This is a genomic window from Paenibacillus sp. BR1-192, from assembly GCF_029542445.1.
Taxonomy (GTDB): Bacteria; Bacillota; Bacilli; order Paenibacillales; family Paenibacillaceae; genus Paenibacillus_AQ; species Paenibacillus_AQ lautus_A.
The window spans coordinates 5,731,344-5,750,540 of record NZ_CP120718.1 but is presented as its reverse complement, the minus strand read 5'-3'; the positions used below and the strand labels follow the sequence as shown (position 1 = coordinate 5,750,540).

20 protein-coding genes are annotated in these 19,197 nt (G+C 50.7%); 16 read left to right on the top strand and 4 right to left on the bottom strand.

Annotated features, from left to right (window positions below; translation table 11 throughout):
* Positions 1-81 precede the first annotated feature (81 nt).
* On the bottom strand, positions 82-1,209 hold the full coding sequence (locus P0X86_RS25945) for an MGDG synthase family glycosyltransferase (RefSeq protein WP_277746801.1): 1,128 nt from the start codon (positions 1,207-1,209) through the stop codon (positions 82-84).
* 230 nt (positions 1,210-1,439) lie between these two features.
* Here P0X86_RS25945 and P0X86_RS25940 point away from each other — a divergent pair, with 230 nt between their 5' ends.
* From P0X86_RS25940 to P0X86_RS25915, 6 genes are all read left to right on the top strand, one after another.
* Positions 1,440-1,571 carry a hypothetical protein gene (locus tag P0X86_RS25940; RefSeq protein ID WP_277746800.1) on the top strand — a complete coding sequence of 44 codons (132 nt, stop codon included), beginning with the start codon at positions 1,440-1,442 and terminating at the stop codon, positions 1,569-1,571.
* Between the two features lie 304 nt (positions 1,572-1,875).
* Positions 1,876-3,114 (top strand): glycosyltransferase family 2 protein, encoded by a 1,239-nt coding sequence (locus P0X86_RS25935; protein WP_009589322.1) that lies wholly within the window; start codon positions 1,876-1,878, stop codon positions 3,112-3,114.
* Positions 3,115-3,392: 278 nt separating this feature from the next.
* Positions 3,393-3,887, top strand: coding sequence for a translation initiation factor IF-3 (gene infC, locus P0X86_RS25930; RefSeq protein ID WP_009589332.1), 495 nt, complete (start codon positions 3,393-3,395; stop codon positions 3,885-3,887).
* A 26-nt stretch (positions 3,888-3,913) separates the two neighbouring features.
* Positions 3,914-4,114, top strand: a complete 201-nt coding sequence (rpmI, locus tag P0X86_RS25925; RefSeq protein WP_007127239.1) for a 50S ribosomal protein L35 — start codon at positions 3,914-3,916, stop codon at positions 4,112-4,114.
* Between the two features lie 30 nt (positions 4,115-4,144).
* Positions 4,145-4,504 (top strand): 50S ribosomal protein L20, encoded by a 360-nt coding sequence (gene rplT, locus P0X86_RS25920; protein ID WP_006212255.1) that lies wholly within the window; start codon positions 4,145-4,147, stop codon positions 4,502-4,504.
* A 204-nt stretch (positions 4,505-4,708) separates the two neighbouring features.
* Complete coding sequence (locus P0X86_RS25915) at positions 4,709-5,053, top strand: hypothetical protein (protein WP_096776435.1); 345 nt, start codon at positions 4,709-4,711, stop codon at positions 5,051-5,053.
* Here the strand turns inward: P0X86_RS25915 and P0X86_RS25910 are convergent, their stop codons facing one another.
* Positions 5,054-5,503 carry a GNAT family N-acetyltransferase gene (locus P0X86_RS25910; protein WP_015737151.1) on the bottom strand — a complete coding sequence of 150 codons (450 nt, stop codon included), beginning with the start codon at positions 5,501-5,503 and terminating at the stop codon, positions 5,054-5,056. It lies immediately after the preceding gene.
* A 609-nt stretch (positions 5,504-6,112) separates the two neighbouring features.
* On the opposite strand from P0X86_RS25910, the gene ilvB reads away from it, so the two are divergent.
* From ilvB to P0X86_RS25890, 4 genes are all read left to right on the top strand, one after another.
* Positions 6,113-7,855, top strand: a complete 1,743-nt coding sequence (ilvB, locus tag P0X86_RS25905; RefSeq protein WP_096776434.1) for a biosynthetic-type acetolactate synthase large subunit — start codon at positions 6,113-6,115, stop codon at positions 7,853-7,855.
* A 1-nt stretch (position 7,856) separates the two neighbouring features.
* Positions 7,857-8,342 carry an acetolactate synthase small subunit gene (gene ilvN / locus P0X86_RS25900; RefSeq protein ID WP_009589349.1) on the top strand — a complete coding sequence of 162 codons (486 nt, stop codon included), beginning with the start codon at positions 7,857-7,859 and terminating at the stop codon, positions 8,340-8,342.
* A 165-nt stretch (positions 8,343-8,507) separates the two neighbouring features.
* On the top strand, positions 8,508-9,500 hold the full coding sequence (gene ilvC / locus P0X86_RS25895) for a ketol-acid reductoisomerase (RefSeq protein WP_009589347.1): 993 nt from the start codon (positions 8,508-8,510) through the stop codon (positions 9,498-9,500).
* A gap of 164 nt (positions 9,501-9,664) precedes the next feature.
* Positions 9,665-11,203, top strand: a complete 1,539-nt coding sequence (locus P0X86_RS25890) for a 2-isopropylmalate synthase (RefSeq protein WP_009589363.1) — start codon at positions 9,665-9,667, stop codon at positions 11,201-11,203.
* A gap of 257 nt (positions 11,204-11,460) precedes the next feature.
* Here P0X86_RS25890 and P0X86_RS25885 read toward each other — a convergent pair whose 3' ends face one another.
* Positions 11,461-12,441 carry an aldo/keto reductase gene (locus tag P0X86_RS25885; RefSeq protein WP_009589355.1) on the bottom strand — a complete coding sequence of 327 codons (981 nt, stop codon included), beginning with the start codon at positions 12,439-12,441 and terminating at the stop codon, positions 11,461-11,463.
* Positions 12,442-12,687: 246 nt separating this feature from the next.
* On the opposite strand from P0X86_RS25885, the gene P0X86_RS25880 reads away from it, so the two are divergent.
* Positions 12,688-12,969, top strand: coding sequence for a hypothetical protein (locus tag P0X86_RS25880; protein WP_277746799.1), 282 nt, complete (start codon positions 12,688-12,690; stop codon positions 12,967-12,969).
* Positions 12,970-13,187: 218 nt separating this feature from the next.
* On the opposite strand, the gene P0X86_RS25875 is transcribed toward P0X86_RS25880, so the two are convergent.
* Complete coding sequence (locus tag P0X86_RS25875; RefSeq protein ID WP_277746798.1) at positions 13,188-13,451, bottom strand: hypothetical protein; 264 nt, start codon at positions 13,449-13,451, stop codon at positions 13,188-13,190.
* A 203-nt stretch (positions 13,452-13,654) separates the two neighbouring features.
* Between P0X86_RS25875 and leuB the strand changes: the two genes are divergently transcribed.
* The 5 genes from leuB to P0X86_RS25850 all read left to right on the top strand — a co-directional run bounded on the left by leuB (position 13,655) and on the right by P0X86_RS25850 (position 19,175).
* The gene (gene leuB / locus P0X86_RS25870) at positions 13,655-14,731 is read left to right on the top strand and encodes a 3-isopropylmalate dehydrogenase (RefSeq protein ID WP_015737148.1); all 1,077 of its coding nucleotides are present in this window, start codon (positions 13,655-13,657) and stop codon (positions 14,729-14,731) included.
* Positions 14,732-14,904: 173 nt separating this feature from the next.
* On the top strand, positions 14,905-15,444 hold the full coding sequence (locus P0X86_RS25865; RefSeq protein ID WP_009593058.1) for a peroxiredoxin: 540 nt from the start codon (positions 14,905-14,907) through the stop codon (positions 15,442-15,444).
* A 276-nt stretch (positions 15,445-15,720) separates the two neighbouring features.
* Positions 15,721-16,128 (top strand): hypothetical protein, encoded by a 408-nt coding sequence (locus tag P0X86_RS25860; RefSeq protein ID WP_015737147.1) that lies wholly within the window; start codon positions 15,721-15,723, stop codon positions 16,126-16,128.
* A gap of 326 nt (positions 16,129-16,454) precedes the next feature.
* Positions 16,455-17,579: an ATP-binding protein gene (locus P0X86_RS25855; protein WP_192570746.1), complete on the top strand. Its 1,125-nt coding sequence runs from the start codon at positions 16,455-16,457 to the stop codon at positions 17,577-17,579.
* Between the two features lie 78 nt (positions 17,580-17,657).
* Positions 17,658-19,175, top strand: a complete 1,518-nt coding sequence (locus tag P0X86_RS25850) for a leucyl aminopeptidase (RefSeq protein ID WP_277746797.1) — start codon at positions 17,658-17,660, stop codon at positions 19,173-19,175.
* Positions 19,176-19,197: the final 22 nt, after the last annotated feature.

Genomic DNA, 19,197 nt, shown 5'->3' with positions numbered 1-19,197 from the left:
CAACTATTATAATAGAAGAAAATCTATCCAATCGGGTGATTTGCTAGCGATAAAACGCAGCAAAAAAGGTGTGCTCCTTAATCAGGAGTACACCTTTTCGTTTTCCAGCATGTCGATGATGCTGCGGGCGCTTTGCATGGGATGAAAGCGTTCGATGTCCTGCAAATTTTGCGCCCGTTGTTCTTGGATCAGGTCATATTGATGAAGCAGCTTGTTCATCCATTTGCCCAGAACCTCCAGCGAATGGATGGGCTCTCCCAATCCCTGTGCCGTGAAGTACTGGCAGTTTTCTTCTTCCTGTCCCGGAAGGGGCTGATGGAACAGCATCGGAATTCCTTTGGCCAGCCCTTCGGTACATGTCATGCCGCCGGGCTTCGTAACGAGCAGATCCGACACCTCCATCAGCTTGTCGATCTCCCGCGTAAAGCCCAATATCCGGATGTTCGGATGCTGGAACCTGGAATTGCTCTCCATCTCCTCGCGTCCCTTGTCATTATTGCCGAGGCAAAATATGATCTGGACATCTTCTCGCCATCGGGTCAGAAATTCATGCACAACTTCGTCATTCATGATGCCCCAGCCTCCGCCCATCACCAGCACGGTAGGCATATCGGACAGGTTAAACCGCTTCCGGATTTCCTCCTTGCTCGGATGCGTCCAGAAGTCGGGATGGATCGGAATGCCGGTGACCTGAATTTTGGCTTGGGAAACCCCGCGATTGAGCAGCTTTCGCTTCACTTCCGGCGTGGACACGAAATATCGGTCGACCTCAGGGCTGATCCATGTATCGTGAGCATCATAATCGGTTATAACGGTACACAGGGGCACGTTCGTGCCCAGCCGTTTCAAACGCGAGATAACCGCACTTGGTATGAAATGGGTGCACACAATGATGTCGGGCCGGAGCTGCCTGACCACGTTCTTGGTGCTTGTATAGAACATTCGGTGAAGCGCTAGAGCGGTAAAACGGTTAAAGGATTTTTGATGGCGGTACATGTACCCGACCAGTCTTGGGCGAGTCGTAATGGTCTTTCTGTAGGCCGAAATGATCAGTGGAGCGATTTTAGGGTTCAAGAAGCTCCCGAGCTCGAGAACTTTGGTCTGTACGCTAGGGGACAACTGGCGCAGGCTGCTGGAGAGTGCATGAGCGGCCTGCGTATGGCCTGCGCCGAACCCTTCAGATAACAGCAAGACTCTTTTTTTAGCCACTACTTTTCACCCGTTCTGCAGCGTTATTCTTTAACTTTAACATATCGACTTTGGGAAGAGAAATCAACCACTTCCCCCTTATACGTAAGGGACTTTGGTCCCGGAAACGGCCAATTGATTCGGCGAGCTTCTCGCTGTTCCCTTGCTACTTAAGGAGTTAGCCAGCAGCGCGCATTTTGTAGAAAATCAGGGTCCGTGGTCTTTTGACTTGAGTAGGAGATGCCGCTACAATGATTCAAACGGACGTCAAAAAGTTTATTAGAGAAAGAGCACTGAAAAAACGAAAACTTTTTGGTTGTCTGTTGCGTTTATTTATTGGCGGACAAGTCGAAAAAGAAAAAATGGGCAGCCAACAGAAATAAAAAGCAAGAAAACGGATGAAAATAAGAACTAAAGCCGTTTGAAACGAAGCTTGCTGGCAAACTGGAATGCAAGCTGAGCTCTTTTACGAAGTTTTTCCGTAAATTAGAGCATTCCACGGTTTTGACAAAAGATTCAAAAGTGTGGAAAATCGTGTATGACGTGCGAAGTTGCCCCGCGGCACCGAGGCTACTAGAAGGACAGACACAAGTCACAGGGTCATAGCAACAACAAAAATGCGAAGAACTTAGAGAGAAAAAAACAACAAACATTCTCGGGTTATAAAAAAGGGGGTAACGGAGAATCATGACAGACGCCATCTTTATCGCGCTCCAACTATTCTTGGCCGCGGTGGGTGTGTACCAGTTCGTATTCTCTTTGTTTGGTCTGGTCAAAAGAAAAAAGAAACAACAGTTTGAACCCAATAAATCATTTGCAGTGTTAGTTGCTGCGCATAACGAAGAGCAGGTTGTCGGGGCATTAATGGAGAACCTGAAACAGCTTAATTATCCGAAACATCTGTACGACGTATTTGTCATTTGCGACAACTGTACAGACCGTACAGCAGAGATCGTCCGTGCCCACGGGATGAACGCCTGCGTGCGCACGAATCAGAATCTTCGAGGCAAAGGCTATGCCATCGAATGGATGCTGAAAGAGCTCTGGGCGATGCCGCGCCAGTATGACGCGGTCGTTATGTTTGATGCGGATAATCTGGCGGATCCGAATTTCTTGAATGAAATGAACAACGATCTTTGCTCTGGAGCAAGAGTTATCCAGGGATATATCGATACCAAGAACCCAGAGGATTCTTGGATCACCGCCTCTTACGGGGTTTCCTACTGGTATATCAACCGCTTGTGGCAGCTGTCCCGCAGCAATCTGAACATGGCCAACTTCCTCGGCGGAACGGGAATGTGCTTCGAGACCAATCTCTTGAAGGAGATCGGCTGGGGCGCAACCAGTCTGGTGGAGGACTTGGAGTTCACCATGCGCAGCGTCATGCGCGGCGTGTATCCGAAGTTCAATTACGACGCGAAGGTATTCGACGAAAAGCCGCTTACGTTTAAGGCTTCCGCCAGACAACGTCTGCGCTGGATGCAGGGTCACTTTACGGTTGCCCGCCGTTATTTCTTCCCGCTGTTGTGGCGTGCCATTAAGGAGCGCAGCCTTGTTAAGCTGGACTTGGCCCTTTACGGAGTCAACGTCTACATCGTGCTGCTGACTTTCTTGTTGACGGCCATCATCTGGGTTGACAGCTCGTTCTTCAATGGTCCGAACATCGCGAACCTGTACGGTTATTTACCGCTGTGGCTGAGCTTTACGGCGATTGCGGCGAATGTGTTCACGTTCATGATTGCGATGATTCTGGAGAAGGTGAAGTACAAGAAGGTATATATGTATCTGGTGCTGTTTCCGATTTATCTGCTGTCGTGGTATCCCATCACGGTATACGCGTTCTTCACGCAGAACAACAAGCAGTGGAGCCATACGGAGCATACCCGGGTTGTGCGCCTTGAAGAAGTTCAGAGCAAACAAGGCTAATCCAAAGTTTTTATGCCATTTGTGTTGACAGATGTTAGGATGACCTGTTATACTATCCTAGTCTGTTAAACAGAATATCTGATTGCAAGCAGAAGCGCCGCTTCTCACCTGACCGACATGCGTTGGCTGGTTTGATCACGAAATCAATGAATGGATTCAACTTCATTTGTGAGATGAGTATCAAATAGGGATGTCGGTGGTTAACCCGTCATCCCTTTATTTTTTGCAAACAGGAACAACAAGTAATTTGGAGGTGGAGGACTATCAGTAAGGAACATATGATCAATGACGAGATTCGGGCCAAAGAAGTACGTTTGGTTGGTGCCGAAGGTGAGCAAATCGGGATCAAGCCGATTCGTGAAGCACTGCAAATGGCAATTGATCTCAATCTGGATCTGGTGAACGTGGCCCCTCAGGCGAAACCGCCGGTATGCCGCATCATGGACTACGGTAAATTCCGCTATGAGCAGCAGAAAAAAGAGAAGGAAGCACGGAAGAACCAGAAAATTGTGGACATCAAAGAAGTATGGTTCCGAGCCAACATTGAGGAGCATGATTATCAAACCAAGCTTCGCAATGTCGTTAAGTTTTTGAAAGACGGCGATAAAGTGAAATGCTCCGTGCGTTTCCGCGGCCGTGAAATCACCCATGCTAACATCGGTCAGAAGATTTTGGAGCGCGTGAAAACGGAAGTGGCGGATCTCTGCGTCATTGAGCGTCAACCGAAATTGGAAGGCCGCAGCATGATTATGATTTTGGCTCCAAAAGCCTAAGAGAAATTAGAGGAGGAAGTACTACAATGCCTAAAATGAAAACACATAGCAGCCTGAAAGGCCGCTTCAAAATTACTGGTACTGGTAAAGTTAAACGTTATAAAGCTTACAAAAACCACTTGCTTTCCCACAAATCCAAGCGTGCGAAGCGCGTATTGTCCAATAGCCCTGTCATGGCGCCTGGAGATGTTAAACGTTTGAAGCAAGGTCTGGCTAACTTGAAATAGTAAACAACAATTATTGGGAGGTCTTTTGATATGGCACGAGTTAAAGGCGGATTTGTCGTTCGTCGTCGACATAAAAAAGTATTGAAGCTTGCGAAAGGTTATTTCGGTTCCAAACACCGCATTTTTAAAACAGCGAACGAGCAGGTTATGAAATCCCTCGTTTATGCATACCGCGATCGTCGCAATACGAAGCGTAACTTCCGCAAATTGTGGATCGTTCGTATCAACGCGGCTGCTCGTCAAAACGGTCTGTCCTACAGCAAATTGATGCATGGACTGAAGCTTGCTGGCGTGGACATCAACCGCAAAATGCTGGCTGATCTGGCTGTGAACGACTTGAACGCGTTCAATTCCTTGGCTACTGTAGCTAAAGAAAAAGTGAACGCTTAATTATACGTGTATGAAAAAACCGCCGTAATATTACGGCGGTTTTTTTTATTTTGCGTCCCCGCGCTATCATGCATCATTTCGGCGGCACGGGTGCTCGGCTCATGGAGAGAGTCGCCTATCTTTTGCTATCGTAAGGGCATTGAAACAAGCAAGGGAACTCCTTCCGGAATAAATTGAAATGTATATTACCTGAGGAGGGATCTTATGCACAAGCCTGTCAGCAAGGCGAAAGTGAAATCATACGTGGGCAAAGAGATCGTGGCGTATAAGAAAAACGGAACTATGGTGACGGGCAAGCTGGTACGCGTCTCCGGCAACCGCCTTTATGTGGAACCGGCAACCAAGGGGAAAAAGGTGAAAACCAAGGCGATTATTCCGCTCGCATTGTTTGATCTTCTTGCCATTGGTACGGCACCTTATGCATATGGCGGCGGGTTTGGAGGCTACCCTGGCGGTTTTGGACCGGGTTACGGCGGCTTCGGGCCGGGCTTTGGACCAGGCTTTGGACCGGGTTTTGGACCAGGATTCGGGCCAGGCTTCTTCTGGTAATTAGAGGAACCAAATCTTTTCCAACTCATAACATCGGCTGGGTTCGATCATTCTGGTCACCGTATAGCCAAGCTTTCGGTAAAAATGAAGGCCGGTGTGGTTGCCGATGTCCACCATGACTTTGGCACGTTTGCATCCGCGGGATACAGCGAAACGTTCGGCATGTTCCATCAAACGGACACCCCACCGTTTTCGCTGTGCGGTGGATGCGACGGCCAGCATATCGATATACAGCAGCTCGCCGTGCATCATGAAATGGATAAAAGCAACGATTTTTTCGTTATCCTGAGGCGAAGCGACAAGGGTCACGCCGCGCCGTAAACGAGAGGGAATATCCTTGCGGATGAGGTCCAGCTCTTTTTTGGTCATATGGGAAAGCGGGACGAGTTGGGACTCGATGAGCTGCAGAATCATCGGATCATCCTGGTCCGGTTTTCGGTAACGGATCATCGTGTTGTTTCCTCCCTTCACCGCGGTTAAGTCTGCTCCATTTATCATATGTAGCAGGGTTTCATAGGGTGTTTTGCTTCAAGGCGGCGGAGGAATTGCGCCCATTGTGAATGAAAACCTTTCATCGGAAGTAAAATAAATGTGTTGACTTCTGGATTGAATGAATCATATAATGTTTCTAAACATTTTAACGAATATATCCAATCGGCAATGATGAGGACGAAGTTTAAAGGGCTCTTTTGCTCAGAGAGTGGATGGATCAGCTGAAACCACCACCAAAACCCCTTTTATACGAGCTCACCTCGGAGCTGTTTCCCTGAAAGATGCTACGCTATGACTTTATCGCATTAAGTCGTAACAGCGTTTATTAGGGGGAATCGTCTTAGTCCGCGTTACGGACTGCAGATATTGAAGAGCTGTGTTCATGCGTTCTTCATACCTGCTGAGGCTCTGCACTGCGAGGTGTAGGGCAAATATGGGTGGTACCACGGAAGCTAAACCTTTCGTCCCTCACACGGAGATACTCCGGGTGTGGCGACGGAAGGTTTTTTTGTTGCTTGAATCATGGATGAAAGAGAAGAGTGCCAATATTTGAGAGGAGGATGACTGATGAGCGCGCAAACTCCAGAAGTGCGGTCTACAGAACAATTACGAGAGAAATGGTTGAAGCCTGAAGTGATTACCGGTTCGGAAATCTTGCTTCGGAGTCTTCTGCTCGAAGGTGTCGAGTGCGTCTTCGGATATCCGGGCGGAGCCGTCCTGTATATCTACGATGCGATGTATGGTTTTAAGGATTTCAACCATGTCTTGACCCGACACGAGCAAGGTGCCATTCATGCCGCTGACGGTTACGCCCGCGCAAGCGGCAAAGTCGGCGTATGCATAGCAACTTCAGGACCGGGGGCAACGAACCTTGTGACCGGTATCGCAACAGCTTACATGGATTCCGTTCCGCTCGTTGTTATTACCGGTAACGTTGCAACAACCCTGATCGGTACGGATGCTTTCCAGGAAGCGGATATTACAGGCATCACGATGCCGATTACGAAACACAGCTATCTGGTAAGGGACGTTAAGGATCTGCCAAGGGTGATTCATGAGGCCTTCCATATCGCCTCAACCGGTCGCAAAGGACCGGTGCTGATCGACATTCCGAAGGATGTATCCGCGGCAACCACGCTGTTCCAGCCGGAAGAGCGAATCCAACTGAGAGGATATAATCCTCGGACGGTGCCGAACAAACTTCAGTTGGATAAACTGGCCCGCGCGATCGAGGAGGCCGAGCGTCCGATGATTCTTGCCGGCGGCGGCGTGATTTACTCCGGTGCCCACGAAGGACTGCACGAATTCGTGAACAAAACCGGGATTCCGATCACGACAACGCTTCTCGGCCTTGGCGCCTTCCCGACAGGTAACGATTTGTGGACAGGAATGCCGGGCATGCACGGAACCTACACATCGAACCATGGTATTCAGCAGTCGGATCTGCTGATCAACATCGGGGCAAGATTCGATGACAGGGTTACCGGCAAGCTTGACGGATTCGCGCCTCACGCGAAGATCGTTCATATCGACATTGACCCGGCCGAGATCGGCAAGAACGTGCCGACCGATATTCCGATTGTCGGTGACGTGAAGACGGTGCTTGAGATGCTGAACCCGATCGTTTCGTACGCTGCGAAAGCCGATGCGTGGAGAGACCAGATCCGCAAATGGAAAGCCGAGTATCCGTTCCGTTACGTCGATTCGGATACGGTGCTGAAGCCGCAATGGGTTATCGAAATGCTGAACGATACCACGAAGGGCGAAGCCATTGTAACGACTGACGTTGGTCAGCACCAAATGTGGGCCGCGCAGTATTACAAGTTCAACCAGCCGCGTTCCTGGATCACCTCCGGCGGACTCGGAACGATGGGCTTCGGATTCCCGTCCGCGATCGGGGCACAGATGGCGCATCCGGATCGCCTGGTCATTTCGATCAACGGAGACGGCGGCATGCAGATGTGTTCGCAAGAACTGGCCATCTGCGCCATCAACAACATTCCGGTGAAGATCGTTGTCATCAACAACCAAGTGCTCGGCATGGTTCGTCAATGGCAGGAGCTGATTTACGATAACCGTTACAGCCACATCGATCTGGCAGGCAGCCCTGATTTCGTCAAGCTGGCCGAAGCTTACGGTGTCAAAGGACTTCGCGCCACGACGAAAGAAGAAGCTCAGCGTGCTTGGGCCGAAGCGATGGAAACGCCGGGACCCGTCCTCGTTGAATTCGTTGTTGAGAAGGGCGAGAACGTGTATCCGATGGTGACGCAAGGGTCGACAATCGATCAAATGCTGATGGGGGATGCGTAAGATGAGTACAAAACATACCATTGCCGTACTAGTGAACGACCAGCCGGGTGTCCTGCAGCGCGTATCCGGATTATTCGGACGCCGGGGCTTTAACATCGAGAGCATTACCGTGGGGCAGTCGGAGGAAATAGGCTTGTCCCGGATGGTTATCGTAACCACTGGAGACGAAACGACGCTGGAGCAGGTAGAGAAGCAGCTTTACAAGCTGATCGATGTTATTAAAGTCATCAATCTGAGCTCGAAGCCGATGGTTGCCCGGGAGCTCGCCCTGATCAAAGTAAAAGCCGAGCCGTCGGCAAGACCGGAAATTATGGGCGTTGTCGAGACCTTCCGCGCATCCGTCGTGGATATCGGCACGACCAACCTGATGGTTCAGGTTGTCGGCGATACCGTCAAAATCGATGCGATGATCGAGCTGCTTAAGCCTTATGGCATCCAGGAGCTTTCCCGTACCGGGGTTACCGCGATGATTCGCGGTAACGCGTAATGATGTAACATTATTCTTTTTATCCGGATGACAAAGTTATTGCAATATAAGCGTTAGACACCTGCATGGCATGAGCGGGTGTCTCAGCAGATCGGGTAAGCAGCGGTCTATTGAGATACCCGCTCATCATGAAGGGTCTTTAAAATCAAAGGAGGACTTATACAAATGGCAATTACTACTTATTATGAACAAGATGCAGAACTCAGCGTGCTGAAAGACAAAACAATCGCGGTTATCGGCTACGGAAGCCAAGGTCATGCCCAAGCGCAAAACCTGCGCGACAGCGGACTTCAGGTTGTCATTGGTCTTCGTGAAGGCAAATCGTTCGACAAAGCGAAAAACGACGGTTTCGAAGTACTCCCTGTAGCGGAAGCCGTTAGCCGTGCGGATGTAGTACAAATCCTGATGCCGGACGAAACGCAAGCAGCGGTGTACAAAAACGATATCGAGCCAAACCTGAAAAAAGGCGCGGCACTGATGTTCTCCCACGGTTTCAACGTTCATTTCGGTCAAATCGTAGCTCCTAAGGACAACGACGTTCTTCTGGTTGCTCCTAAATCCCCGGGTCACATGGTTCGCCGTACGTACGTTGAAGGCTTTGGCGTACCTGGATTGATCGCAATCGAGAAAGACGCGACTGGACAAGCTAAGGCGATCGGTCTTGCTTATGCAAAAGGCATCGGCTGTACTCGCGCAGGCGTTATCGAGACTTCCTTCCGCGAAGAAACCGAAACAGACTTGTTCGGTGAGCAAGCGGTATTGTGCGGCGGTGTATCCGCATTGGTCAAAGCAGGTTTCGAAACGTTGACCGAGGCTGGATATGCGCCGGAAATGGCATACTTCGAGTGCCTGCATGAACTGAAGCTGATCGTGGACATGATCTATGAAGGCGGTCTTGCAAGCATGCGCGACTCCATCAGCAACACGGCGGAGTATGGCGACTATGTAACAGGCCCTCGCGTGGTAACCGAAGATACCAAGAAGGCAATGAAAGAAGTCCTGTCTGATATTCAACAAGGTAAATTCGCCCGCGACTTTATCCTTGAGAACCAATCGGGACGCGCTTTCCTGACAGCTACTCGCCGCAACGAGTCCGAGCATCCGATCGAAGTGGTGGGTGCAGAGCTTCGCGAAATGATGCATTGGATCAAAAAATAAGAATATATAGAATTCATAAGGAATTCTTCGGGGTTTGGGGCAGTCCGGCATGAGATGATGATGCTGCTGCCCGGACCCGTCAGATTAAGCAGCCGGCGGCAGGGGATTCTATCAACTGCCGCCGGATGTTTACGTCATGAGATAAACTTCAAGGAGGTGCCGACATGCGAAAGATTTATGTCTTTGATACAACGCTGAGAGATGGTGAACAGTCTCCTGGCGTGAATTTGAACACTCGGGAAAAGGTGGAAATCGCCCTTCAGCTCGAAAAGTTGAAAATCGACCGCATGGAAGCAGGGTTTCCAGCGGCGTCACCCGGTGACCTTGCAGCTGTGAATGCAGTGGCACGCGCGGTTAAGGACGTTACGGTCATTGGATTGTCACGCTCCAGAGAAAATGACATCGATGCGGTTCGCGAAGCGCTTCAAGGCGCCCAGGACCCGTGCATTCACGTGTTCCTGGCCACTTCGCCGATTCACCGCAAGTTCAAGCTGCGGATGGAGAAGCAGCAGGTGCTGGAAACGGCGCAGGCTTCGATCCGTTACGCCAAGAAGTACTTTTCCAAAGTGGAATTTTCCCTGGAGGATGCGGGCCGGACCGAGCTTGATTTCATGGCCGAGGTCGTCGCCATGGCAGTGCGTGAAGGCGCCAATGTCGTGAACATTCCGGATACCGTGGGATATTTGAACCCTTCGGAATACGGGGCCATCTTCAAATACTTGAAGGAAAATGTTCCGGATATCGAGAAGGTTCAGCTGAGTGCGCACTGCCATAACGATCTGGGCATGGCCACGGCGAACACCCTTGCCGCCATTCTGAACGGGGCCGATCAGATCGAAGGCACGATCAACGGAATCGGTGAACGTGCAGGCAATACCGCGATCGAGGAAATTGCGATGGCGCTCGAGACGCGTTCCGAATTCTTTGGAGCGAAGACGGGGCTGGCCTTAACCGAAATCGCCCGCACGAGCCGCCTTGTGAGCAAGCTGACCGGCATGGTCGTGCCAGGCAACAAAGCGATTGTCGGCGCGAACGCGTTCGCCCATGAATCCGGCATTCACCAAGACGGTATGCTGAAGGAGAAGACAACCTACGAAATTATGACCCCCGAGTCCATCGGACTCAAAGAAAGCAAGCTGGTATTAGGCAAACATTCCGGCCGCCATGCTTTCCGGGAGAAGCTGCTGGATCTGGGTTATGAGCTGACCGAAGAACAGGTGAATGACGCATTCGCCAAATTCAAAGTGCTGGCCGACAAGAAGAAGGAAGTATCCGATGAGGATCTGCTGGCTCTGCTGGAGGAGAAACTGATCGATACGCCGGAGGTCTTCAAGCTGGAAACGATCTTTGTTGCTTACGGCAACGAATCAACGCCGACGGCGCGGGTGCGCATTGCAACAGAAGATCAGACGATTGAAGAAGAGGCCGAGGGCAACGGTTCCGTGGACGCGATCTATAACGCGATCGACAAGGTGACCGGAGAAGAGGTTACGCTTGCGGATTATTCCATCAAGTCGGTAACGCACGGCAAGGATGCCCAAGGTGAAGTACATGTCGTGCTGTCGCAAAACGACGTGGCCGCGCAAGGCCGCGGCTTGAGCACCGACATTCTGGAAGCGAGCGCACGTGCCTACGTCGATGCGGTGAACGTCCTGATCGAGAAACGCAAAACGTTTAGCCGGCGCGAGCGCGCTACGCTGTAATCCATACTTGGCGTGGCGGGAGATCTGCTCTCCGCATGAGCGCTGAAGGTGAATGCCATAAAAAAGAGGGGCCGCCATTGAAGCGGCTCCTCTTTTATTTGCTTTATTAAACGGTTGGCCAGACGTGGAATGCAGGTATCAAGACACTAGCATCGAGCCTTAAACGGCCTCATAGCAGAGGGCCGATACCGGATTGATGCAGCTGATCAACGAGATAAGAAAGGGTTTCGTTAAGGCATCGATGCGGAGCCCGGATCTTACCAGGCGTAGGCCTGCGGGGCGGCGCCGCCCGGACCCGGGAATATTTCATCCAAGCGCTTCATCACGGATTCATCGAGTTCGATCTCAAGCGAGCGCAAGGAGCTTTCGAATTGCTCCAGCGTGCGCGGCCCAATAATCGGTCCGGTAACGGCCGGGTTCTTCAGCACCCAGGCAAGAGCGACGTTATCCTGCGGTTCGCCCAGCTCTTGGCAGAGAGCGGCAAACTGTTCCAGCTGCGCGCGGTGCTTCTCTACGCGCTCCGCATTGCCTCCGCTGCGCGAGCCTTCGATTTTTTTAAGGGCATTGCGTCCCAGCAGTCCCCCGTCCAGCGGACTCCATGGAATCACGCCGAGACCCAGCTGCTGCGAAGCGGGGAGTACTTCGAGTTCCGGCAATCGGCAGGTCAGGCTGTATTTGTGCTGCTCGGAAACGAGACCGAGGAAGTGACGGCTCTGGGCCGCGGCCTGCGCAACCGCAATCTGCCAGCCGGCAAAGTTGCTGGATCCGACATATCCGATTTTTCCTTGATGAACCGCAACCTCAAAAGCGCCCCACAGCTCGTCCCAAGTGACGGAAGGATCGACGTGATGCATTTGGTACAGCTCGATATGGTCGGTCTGCAGACGTTTCAGCGACCCTTCGAGATGACGGCGAAGTTTATAGCTCGACAGCCCGGCTTCATTGTTGGGGCCATCCAGAGGATCACTCATGGAACCGTAGAATTTAGTAGCCAAAACGACTTTTTCGCGGCGGCCCCCGCCTTGGTTAAACCAGCGTCCGATGATGGTTTCGGTCAGGCCCGAATTCTCGCCCCAGCCGTAGATGTTCGCCGTATCAAAGAAATTGACGCCGGCATCAAGCGCTGCATCCATGATGCGGAAGGCTTCCTTTTCATCCGTGGCAGGACCGAAATTCATCGTCCCCAAACACAGACGACTTACTTTCATGCCGGATTTACCTAGAGCTGCGTACTTCATAATCGATGATCACTCCTTGGTCGTTTAGGGTATAAGGCAAATTCACCCCTATTGTAGCGTATTGGCAGAAAAATGTAACTAACGGCGTTCGGAAACGTTAGTATGGTTGCACTGAAAGCCGACTTGCCGGTTCATCTGTTCACGTTATTCGCCAAATTTAAAGAGCAAGAGCAGGGAGCAGAAAGTAGGGAGTAGTACCAAGTAGCAGAAGCAAGTAATTGGGATAACGGCGTAAGTAACTGAAGTATGAAGTTGAAGCAAGAAGCCAAGAAGCAGAAGCAAGAAGCAAGAGCAGAAGCAAGAAGCCGAAACAAAGACAAGAAGCGGAAGCAAGAAGCAGAAGTAAGAAGCCGAAGCAAGAAGCAAGAGCAGAAGCAAGAAGCAGAAGCAAGAAGCAAGAAGCAAGAAGCCGAAGCAGGAAGCAGAAGCAGAAGCAGGAAGCAGAAGCAGGAAGCCGAAGCAAGAAGAAAGAAGCCGAAGCAAGAAGCGGAAGCAAGAAGCCGAAGCCGAAGCAAGAAGCGGAAGTAAGAAGCAGAAGCAAGAAGCAGAAGCAGAAGCAGAAGCAGAAGCAGAAGCAGAAGCAGAAGCAGGAAGCCGAAGCAAGAAGCCGAAGCAGGAAGCGGAAGTAAGAAGCAGAAGCAAGAAGCCGAAGCAAGAAGCAAAAAGCGCAAGACCAGGAACAACCAAGAATCTCTTCAAGTCGTTACATTCAAGTGTTACCTACAAAAGCAAGAGCCGCCCTATTTTTATGCATAGGGCGGCTCTTCATCTCCCATCACCCTTGTGGTCAGGGAGATGTGCTCTTCTCCGGTGACCTGGCAATTCATTAGCATCGAAGCAGCGGAGAGGACGAATCGATTCCGAAAAGCGGAGCGGTCGCCTTTGGAGCCGAATTTCATCCCCTGACATACAATCCAGAAATTCGGCGACAACAGCGATTGGAGGAACGATACGTACTTGGAGCTTCCCACATTAACTCTTCGAAGCCCTCGCATAAACTGCTCTCGCATGAACTGCCCTCGCGAAATTAGCTCTTCGACCTTCTGCACAACTTCTTTGACGCCGTCTCCCTGATCACATTCCCCCTACTTATAGGCAAAATGAATTAAGTTCATAGTTTCTATATCTTGGTCAATCGAGGGGGAAGTATGTTACAACAGTAACTAGATGATTAAATACGACCAGTGTATATATAAATAAGGAGTGACGAAGGATGGCAGAAACGAAAAAAATCGCGGTAATCGCGGGAGACGGCATCGGTCCTGAGGTAGTGGCGGAAGCGGAGAAAATCATTAAACGTACCGAAGAGGTATTCGGACTTTCATTCACGACGGAACATGCGTTGTTTGGCGGCATTGCGATCGACGAGAAAGGAACGCCGCTCCCGGAAGAAACGCTGAGCGTATGCAAAAGCGCCGATGCGGTATTGCTTGGTGCGGTAGGCGGACCGAAATGGGACAACAACGCGAAGGAGCTTCGCCCGGAAACCGGATTGCTCGGCATCCGCAAAGAGCTTGGCCTGTTCTCGAACCTGCGTCCGGCCGTCATTTTTGACTGCTTGAAGGATGCATCCACACTGAAGCCCGAGGTTCTGGAAGGAACCGACTTGATGGTTGTTCGTGAACTGACGGGAGGCATATACTTCGGCGAGAAGTTCAGACGCGAAGGTGCAGGCGGAGAAGAAGCGGTAGATACCTGCGTATACAATACCGCCGAGGTAGAGCGCATCGTGCATCAAGCCTTCGAGATTGCACAGAAGCGCCGGAAGAAGCTGGCTTCCGTCGATAAAGCGAACGTGCTGGAAACGTCCCGCTTGTGGCGCGAAACCGTAAACCGCATCGCCCCTGAATACCCGGACGTCGAGCTGGAGCACGTGCTGGTAGACAACTGCGCGATGCAGCTTCTGCGCCGCCCGTCCAGCTTTGATGTCATCGTAACCGAGAATATGTTCGGTGACATTCTGAGCGACGAAGCAGCCATGCTGACAGGATCCATCGGCATGCTGGCATCCGCATCCATGGGCGAAGGAGCTTTCGGTCTGTACGAGCCGGTACACGGTTCGGCTCCGGACATTGCCGGCCAAGGCTTGGCGAACCCGATCGCAACGATTCTTTCCGTAGCGCTTATGTATCGCCTCACGTTCGGATACGAGGATGCGGCTGACGCCATTGAACGCGCAGTTGCCGAGGTGCTTGATGCCGGACACCGGACGGCAGACATTGCCGTTGATAAGAGCAAGGCGCTCAGCACCACGGAGATGGGCGATTTGATTGCCGCGGCTATCCGTTAATAGAAGAAGCGTACGTTCAAGAAAACTTCTTATTTATAATAATTATAATAAAGTAACGTCTACAATCTTGACTTTGATTAGCCTCGATGATAACATTTCTATTAAATGTTCATAGAACATACCATGTAGAAAATACACGTATTTTCTTACATATGTTAAGGAGGAATTCAATCATGGCAGAACGTTTGGTTGGTAAAGCGGCTCCTGATTTCACGATGGAAACTGTATCAGGTGACGGTAAAGATTTTGGCAAAGTCAGCCTGTCCGACTACCGCGGCAAATGGCTCGTATTCTTCTTCTATCCGCTGGATTTCACTTTTGTATGCCCAACTGAAATCACGGCTCTCAGCGATGCTTACGATCAATTCAAAGCATTGGATACGGAAATCCTGGGTGTGAGCGTTGACTCGATTCACAGCCACAAAGCTTGGATCAACACAGCTAAAGAAGCTAACGGTCTGGGAGCATTGAACTTCCCGCTGGCTTCCGACATCACCAAGAACGTAGCTAGAGACTACGGCGTTCTGATCGAAGAAGAAGGCGTTGCTCTGCGCGGCCTGTACATCATCGATCCAGAAGGCGAATTGAAATATCAAGTTGTTAACCATAACGACGTTGGCCGCAGCGTAGAAGAGACGCTTCGCGTTCTTCAAGCACTGCAATCCGGCGGATTGTGCGCAATGAACTGGAAGCCAGGCGATAGCAACCTGTAATTCCATTTCATGAATAGCAACCCTCATTACCTGACATTACGTCCAGGTAATGGGGGTTTTTTCACTCTTGATTTTATTGGATGAAATAGGGGAAGACTTTTGTTTAGGAAACCGCGCTTGCGTTAATATATAATTAAATAAATAGGTTGGCCGGCTTATGATTAGGAAATCATGCCAAAATTTTAAATCAAGCTTTTTTTCATGAAGGAATTAGCCTGCCTGAAAGCGAATACAATATTGAAACGATTGAGAATCCACACAAGGAGGGTGAACGATATGAGTTTTTGCTGTGGGGCTAGTATGATGGGTACAAAGGGTACACTGAAGCATTATCGCACTCAAGTACATAATGTTCCCCTACTGTCTTGTCCGGTCTGCCATCGCGTCGAGGTTCATCATCGGGTTGAGAATGAGTATGAGATATTGGCTGAATATGCCCATGGTGACGGTGCATCCCAGGTGGATTTTCAGGATTACGTGATGGAAGATGAGGATGCCATTTTTGAGAATGTGGTCAATCGGGAGTCGGAGGATCCGCTCACGGTTGTTCAGAGTCAGATTGATATGTCGCTGGATCTCCTGGTGGTTGCCAAATGGATGGAGGACGAGAAGTGGCAGGGCGAACTGAAAAGACGGCTTGCCGTGATGAGCCAGCGCAGGCTCCGACTCCAGAAGCAGCCTTAATTAGGGATTAATAAAGCCTCGTGAATGCCCGGGGCTTTTTTAATGTTTCAAATCAAGCGGGTTTGGGTAATCATTTGCATTAGCTGTGCAATGACGGGTGTCATATCAATTGCATAAACCCCAATACATAAGTAATGACAATGGTATTTTTATGCAATTGTCCATTTTTCGACAGGATTTCTGATTGACGTTTCTTTGTTTCGATGACTATCATGGAAGGAAGCAGATTCGGGCTGCTTCTGATTCAGAGGCGGACAAGCTCATTTTTTTCGCATGTTTTTTGTCGGTTTGGTGAGTTCAACTTTTCAAGAAAAGGGGGAGCCATCTTGTTGAGTCAAATCCGTGAATCTGAGCTGCAGGCAATTCGTTCATTTCATTCCAGTCAGCTTATTAGAAACAAGTATGAGAACATACTGGAGAATCTCGACAGCGGGATTATCCTCTTTGATAGTGATGGAGTGTTGGCATTTGTTAACGTGCAGATGGCAAAACTGTTAGGCGTATCCCGTAAATCGCTGACAGGCTGTACGCTGACCCAGCTATTGCGTCATCCCCAGCTCTCCAGATTCAAGAAGAAAAAAATACTTCGCATTTTTCGGGAAACGGTATTCCATCGCCGAAGATTCCATGAATTGGTTGATGAATTCGGCAGATCGTGGCTGATCACGATGACGTATGGGGACCAAATGGAAGGCGACTTCCTGATCAGCGTGAAGGATGTATCGGATTTCAAACGAATTGAGCAAACCGCTTATCAGAACGATAAACTGGCCATGCTGGGAAAAATCTCGGCTTCCATTGCCCATGAAATCCGAAACCCGCTGACATCCATTCGAGGCTTTATCCAGTTGCTGCGTCCGCATCTCGTAAGTTTGGGAAAGGACGAGTATGCCAGAATCATACTAACGGAGATCGATCGCGCAAACGATATTATATACGAATTTCTCAATTCCTCCAAACCCTCGGCTCCAGAGACCAAGATTGTATCCGTATCCTCATTATTGAAGGAAGTTGTTCTATTAACAGAGAGCGAAGCCTTGATGAAGGGATGCCAGATCAATCTGCATACCGATAAGACCCCACCTGCGTTTATTTCCGTTGATGTCAAGCAGATCAAACAGGTGATTCTGAATATTATTAAAAATGCCCTCGACGCCATAAATGAGCATCATGACGAGAACATTACCGGGATGATTGATATTTCAGCCCGTGACACGGGGAAACATATTAACATTTGCATTTCGGATAACGGGGGCGGCATGGATCAGAATACGCTGAACCACCTCTTTAATCCCTTTTTTACGACGAAAGAGAGCGGGACGGGACTTGGTTTGTCCGTGAGCTACAGCATCATCCGAAACCATGGCGGCACCATTGCCGTGGATAGCCAGATTGGGGCCGGGACCGAGTTTGTGATCACGTTTCCCAAGCTGGACGTGTCGGAAGTCTAAGAGGATATGCAACCGATTTGAATACAAGAGCAGCTGTTCCAATGGAATGGCTTTTTCTTTTTTAGGAGGAGAAGAGACATGAAATGGACATTTGAAAGCAATTTAACAGCCGGGCAAGTACAAGCGGATGCCATCATCGTTCCCGTTACTAAAAAACAAGCGAAGGAGGGCGGCATTTCCGCGGCCTGGGACCCGTTATTAAAGCAGTTAGCGGAGAACCGGCTGTTCGACGGCACCGCCAACCGGTCATTCGTATGGCCGGAGAGCATTTCGAGCGGATCGCGCCTGTTAATGTGGGTAGGCCGTCCCGAAGGTATCCTGACATCCGAGCAGCTGCGTTTGGTTGCAGCTCAAGCGGCGAAGGCGGCCGTAAAATCGGGAATACGCAGCGCGGCCATTCAAATTCCGCGTACGATGGTCAGCTTCACCGCCGAACAGACGCCCCGCGACGCGGCTCAGGCTTTAACCGAAGGTTTTATCCTGGGAAGTTACCGGAAACCGCATTATAAACGAGATGCTTCCGAACATACGGATTTAGAAGAAATCCTCTATTATATAGAAGGAAATGCGGAAGCGGAATTTGAAGCCGCGTGGAAGGAAGGCATGTCGCTGGGCCAAGCGATTGGAGAAGCAACCTGCCTGGCACGAGATTTGACGAACCTTCCCGGCAATAAACTGTTACCGGAAGACTTGGCCCAGAAGGCGCTTCAGCTGGCGAAGCGGTACGGCTTCGAAGCACAGGTCCTGGATGAGGAAGCCATGGTCGAGAAAGGAATGGGCGGTCTCTTGGCCGTAGGGAAAGGCAGCATACATCCGCCGCGCATGATTACGATCCGTTATCAGGGACGGGAGACATGGGACGATGTGATCGGCCTGGTCGGCAAGGGAATCACGTTTGATACCGGCGGCGTTTCGCTGAAGAGGGCAGCCGGGATGGAGGATATGATCAGCGATATGGGCGGGGCGGCTACAGTGCTGGGCGTTATGGAGGCTCTCGGGCGTATTCGCCCCAAGGCGAATGTCGTGATGGTGATCCCGTCTGCGGAGAACGTGATGAGCGGCGGCGCCTTTAAACCAGGCGATATCGTGACGACGATGAGCGGCCGTACCGTCGAAGTGCTGAACACGGATGCCGAGGGCCGCATCGTGCTCGCGGATGGATTAACCCATGCCAAACAGCTCGGCGCTTCGCGCCTGATTGATGTGGCCACGTTGACCGGGGCCGTCGTTTCGGCGCTTGGGGATATCGCCACCGGGGCCGTAACCAATGACGAAACCTTTTTGCAGGAGCTTATCGCTTCTTCCCGTAGGGCCGGCGAAAAAATATGGCCGCTCCCATCCTATCCGGAGTTTTGGGATAAATTGAAGAGCGAGGTGGCTGATTTGCGAAATCAAACCGGGCGAGAAGGCGGGACGATCACGGGCGGTCTTTTTGTAGGCACGTTTGCTGACGGGCTGCCTTGGGTTCATTTCGACATTGCAGGTACGGCTTACTTGTCCAAGGAGCGGGGCGTGGATCCCAGAGGGGCAACCGGCGTGCTCGTCCGAACCATCAGCGACTGGATACTCCGAGAGGCCGAGGCCGTCAAGGATTGATGCACATGTTATGCTTTACTTT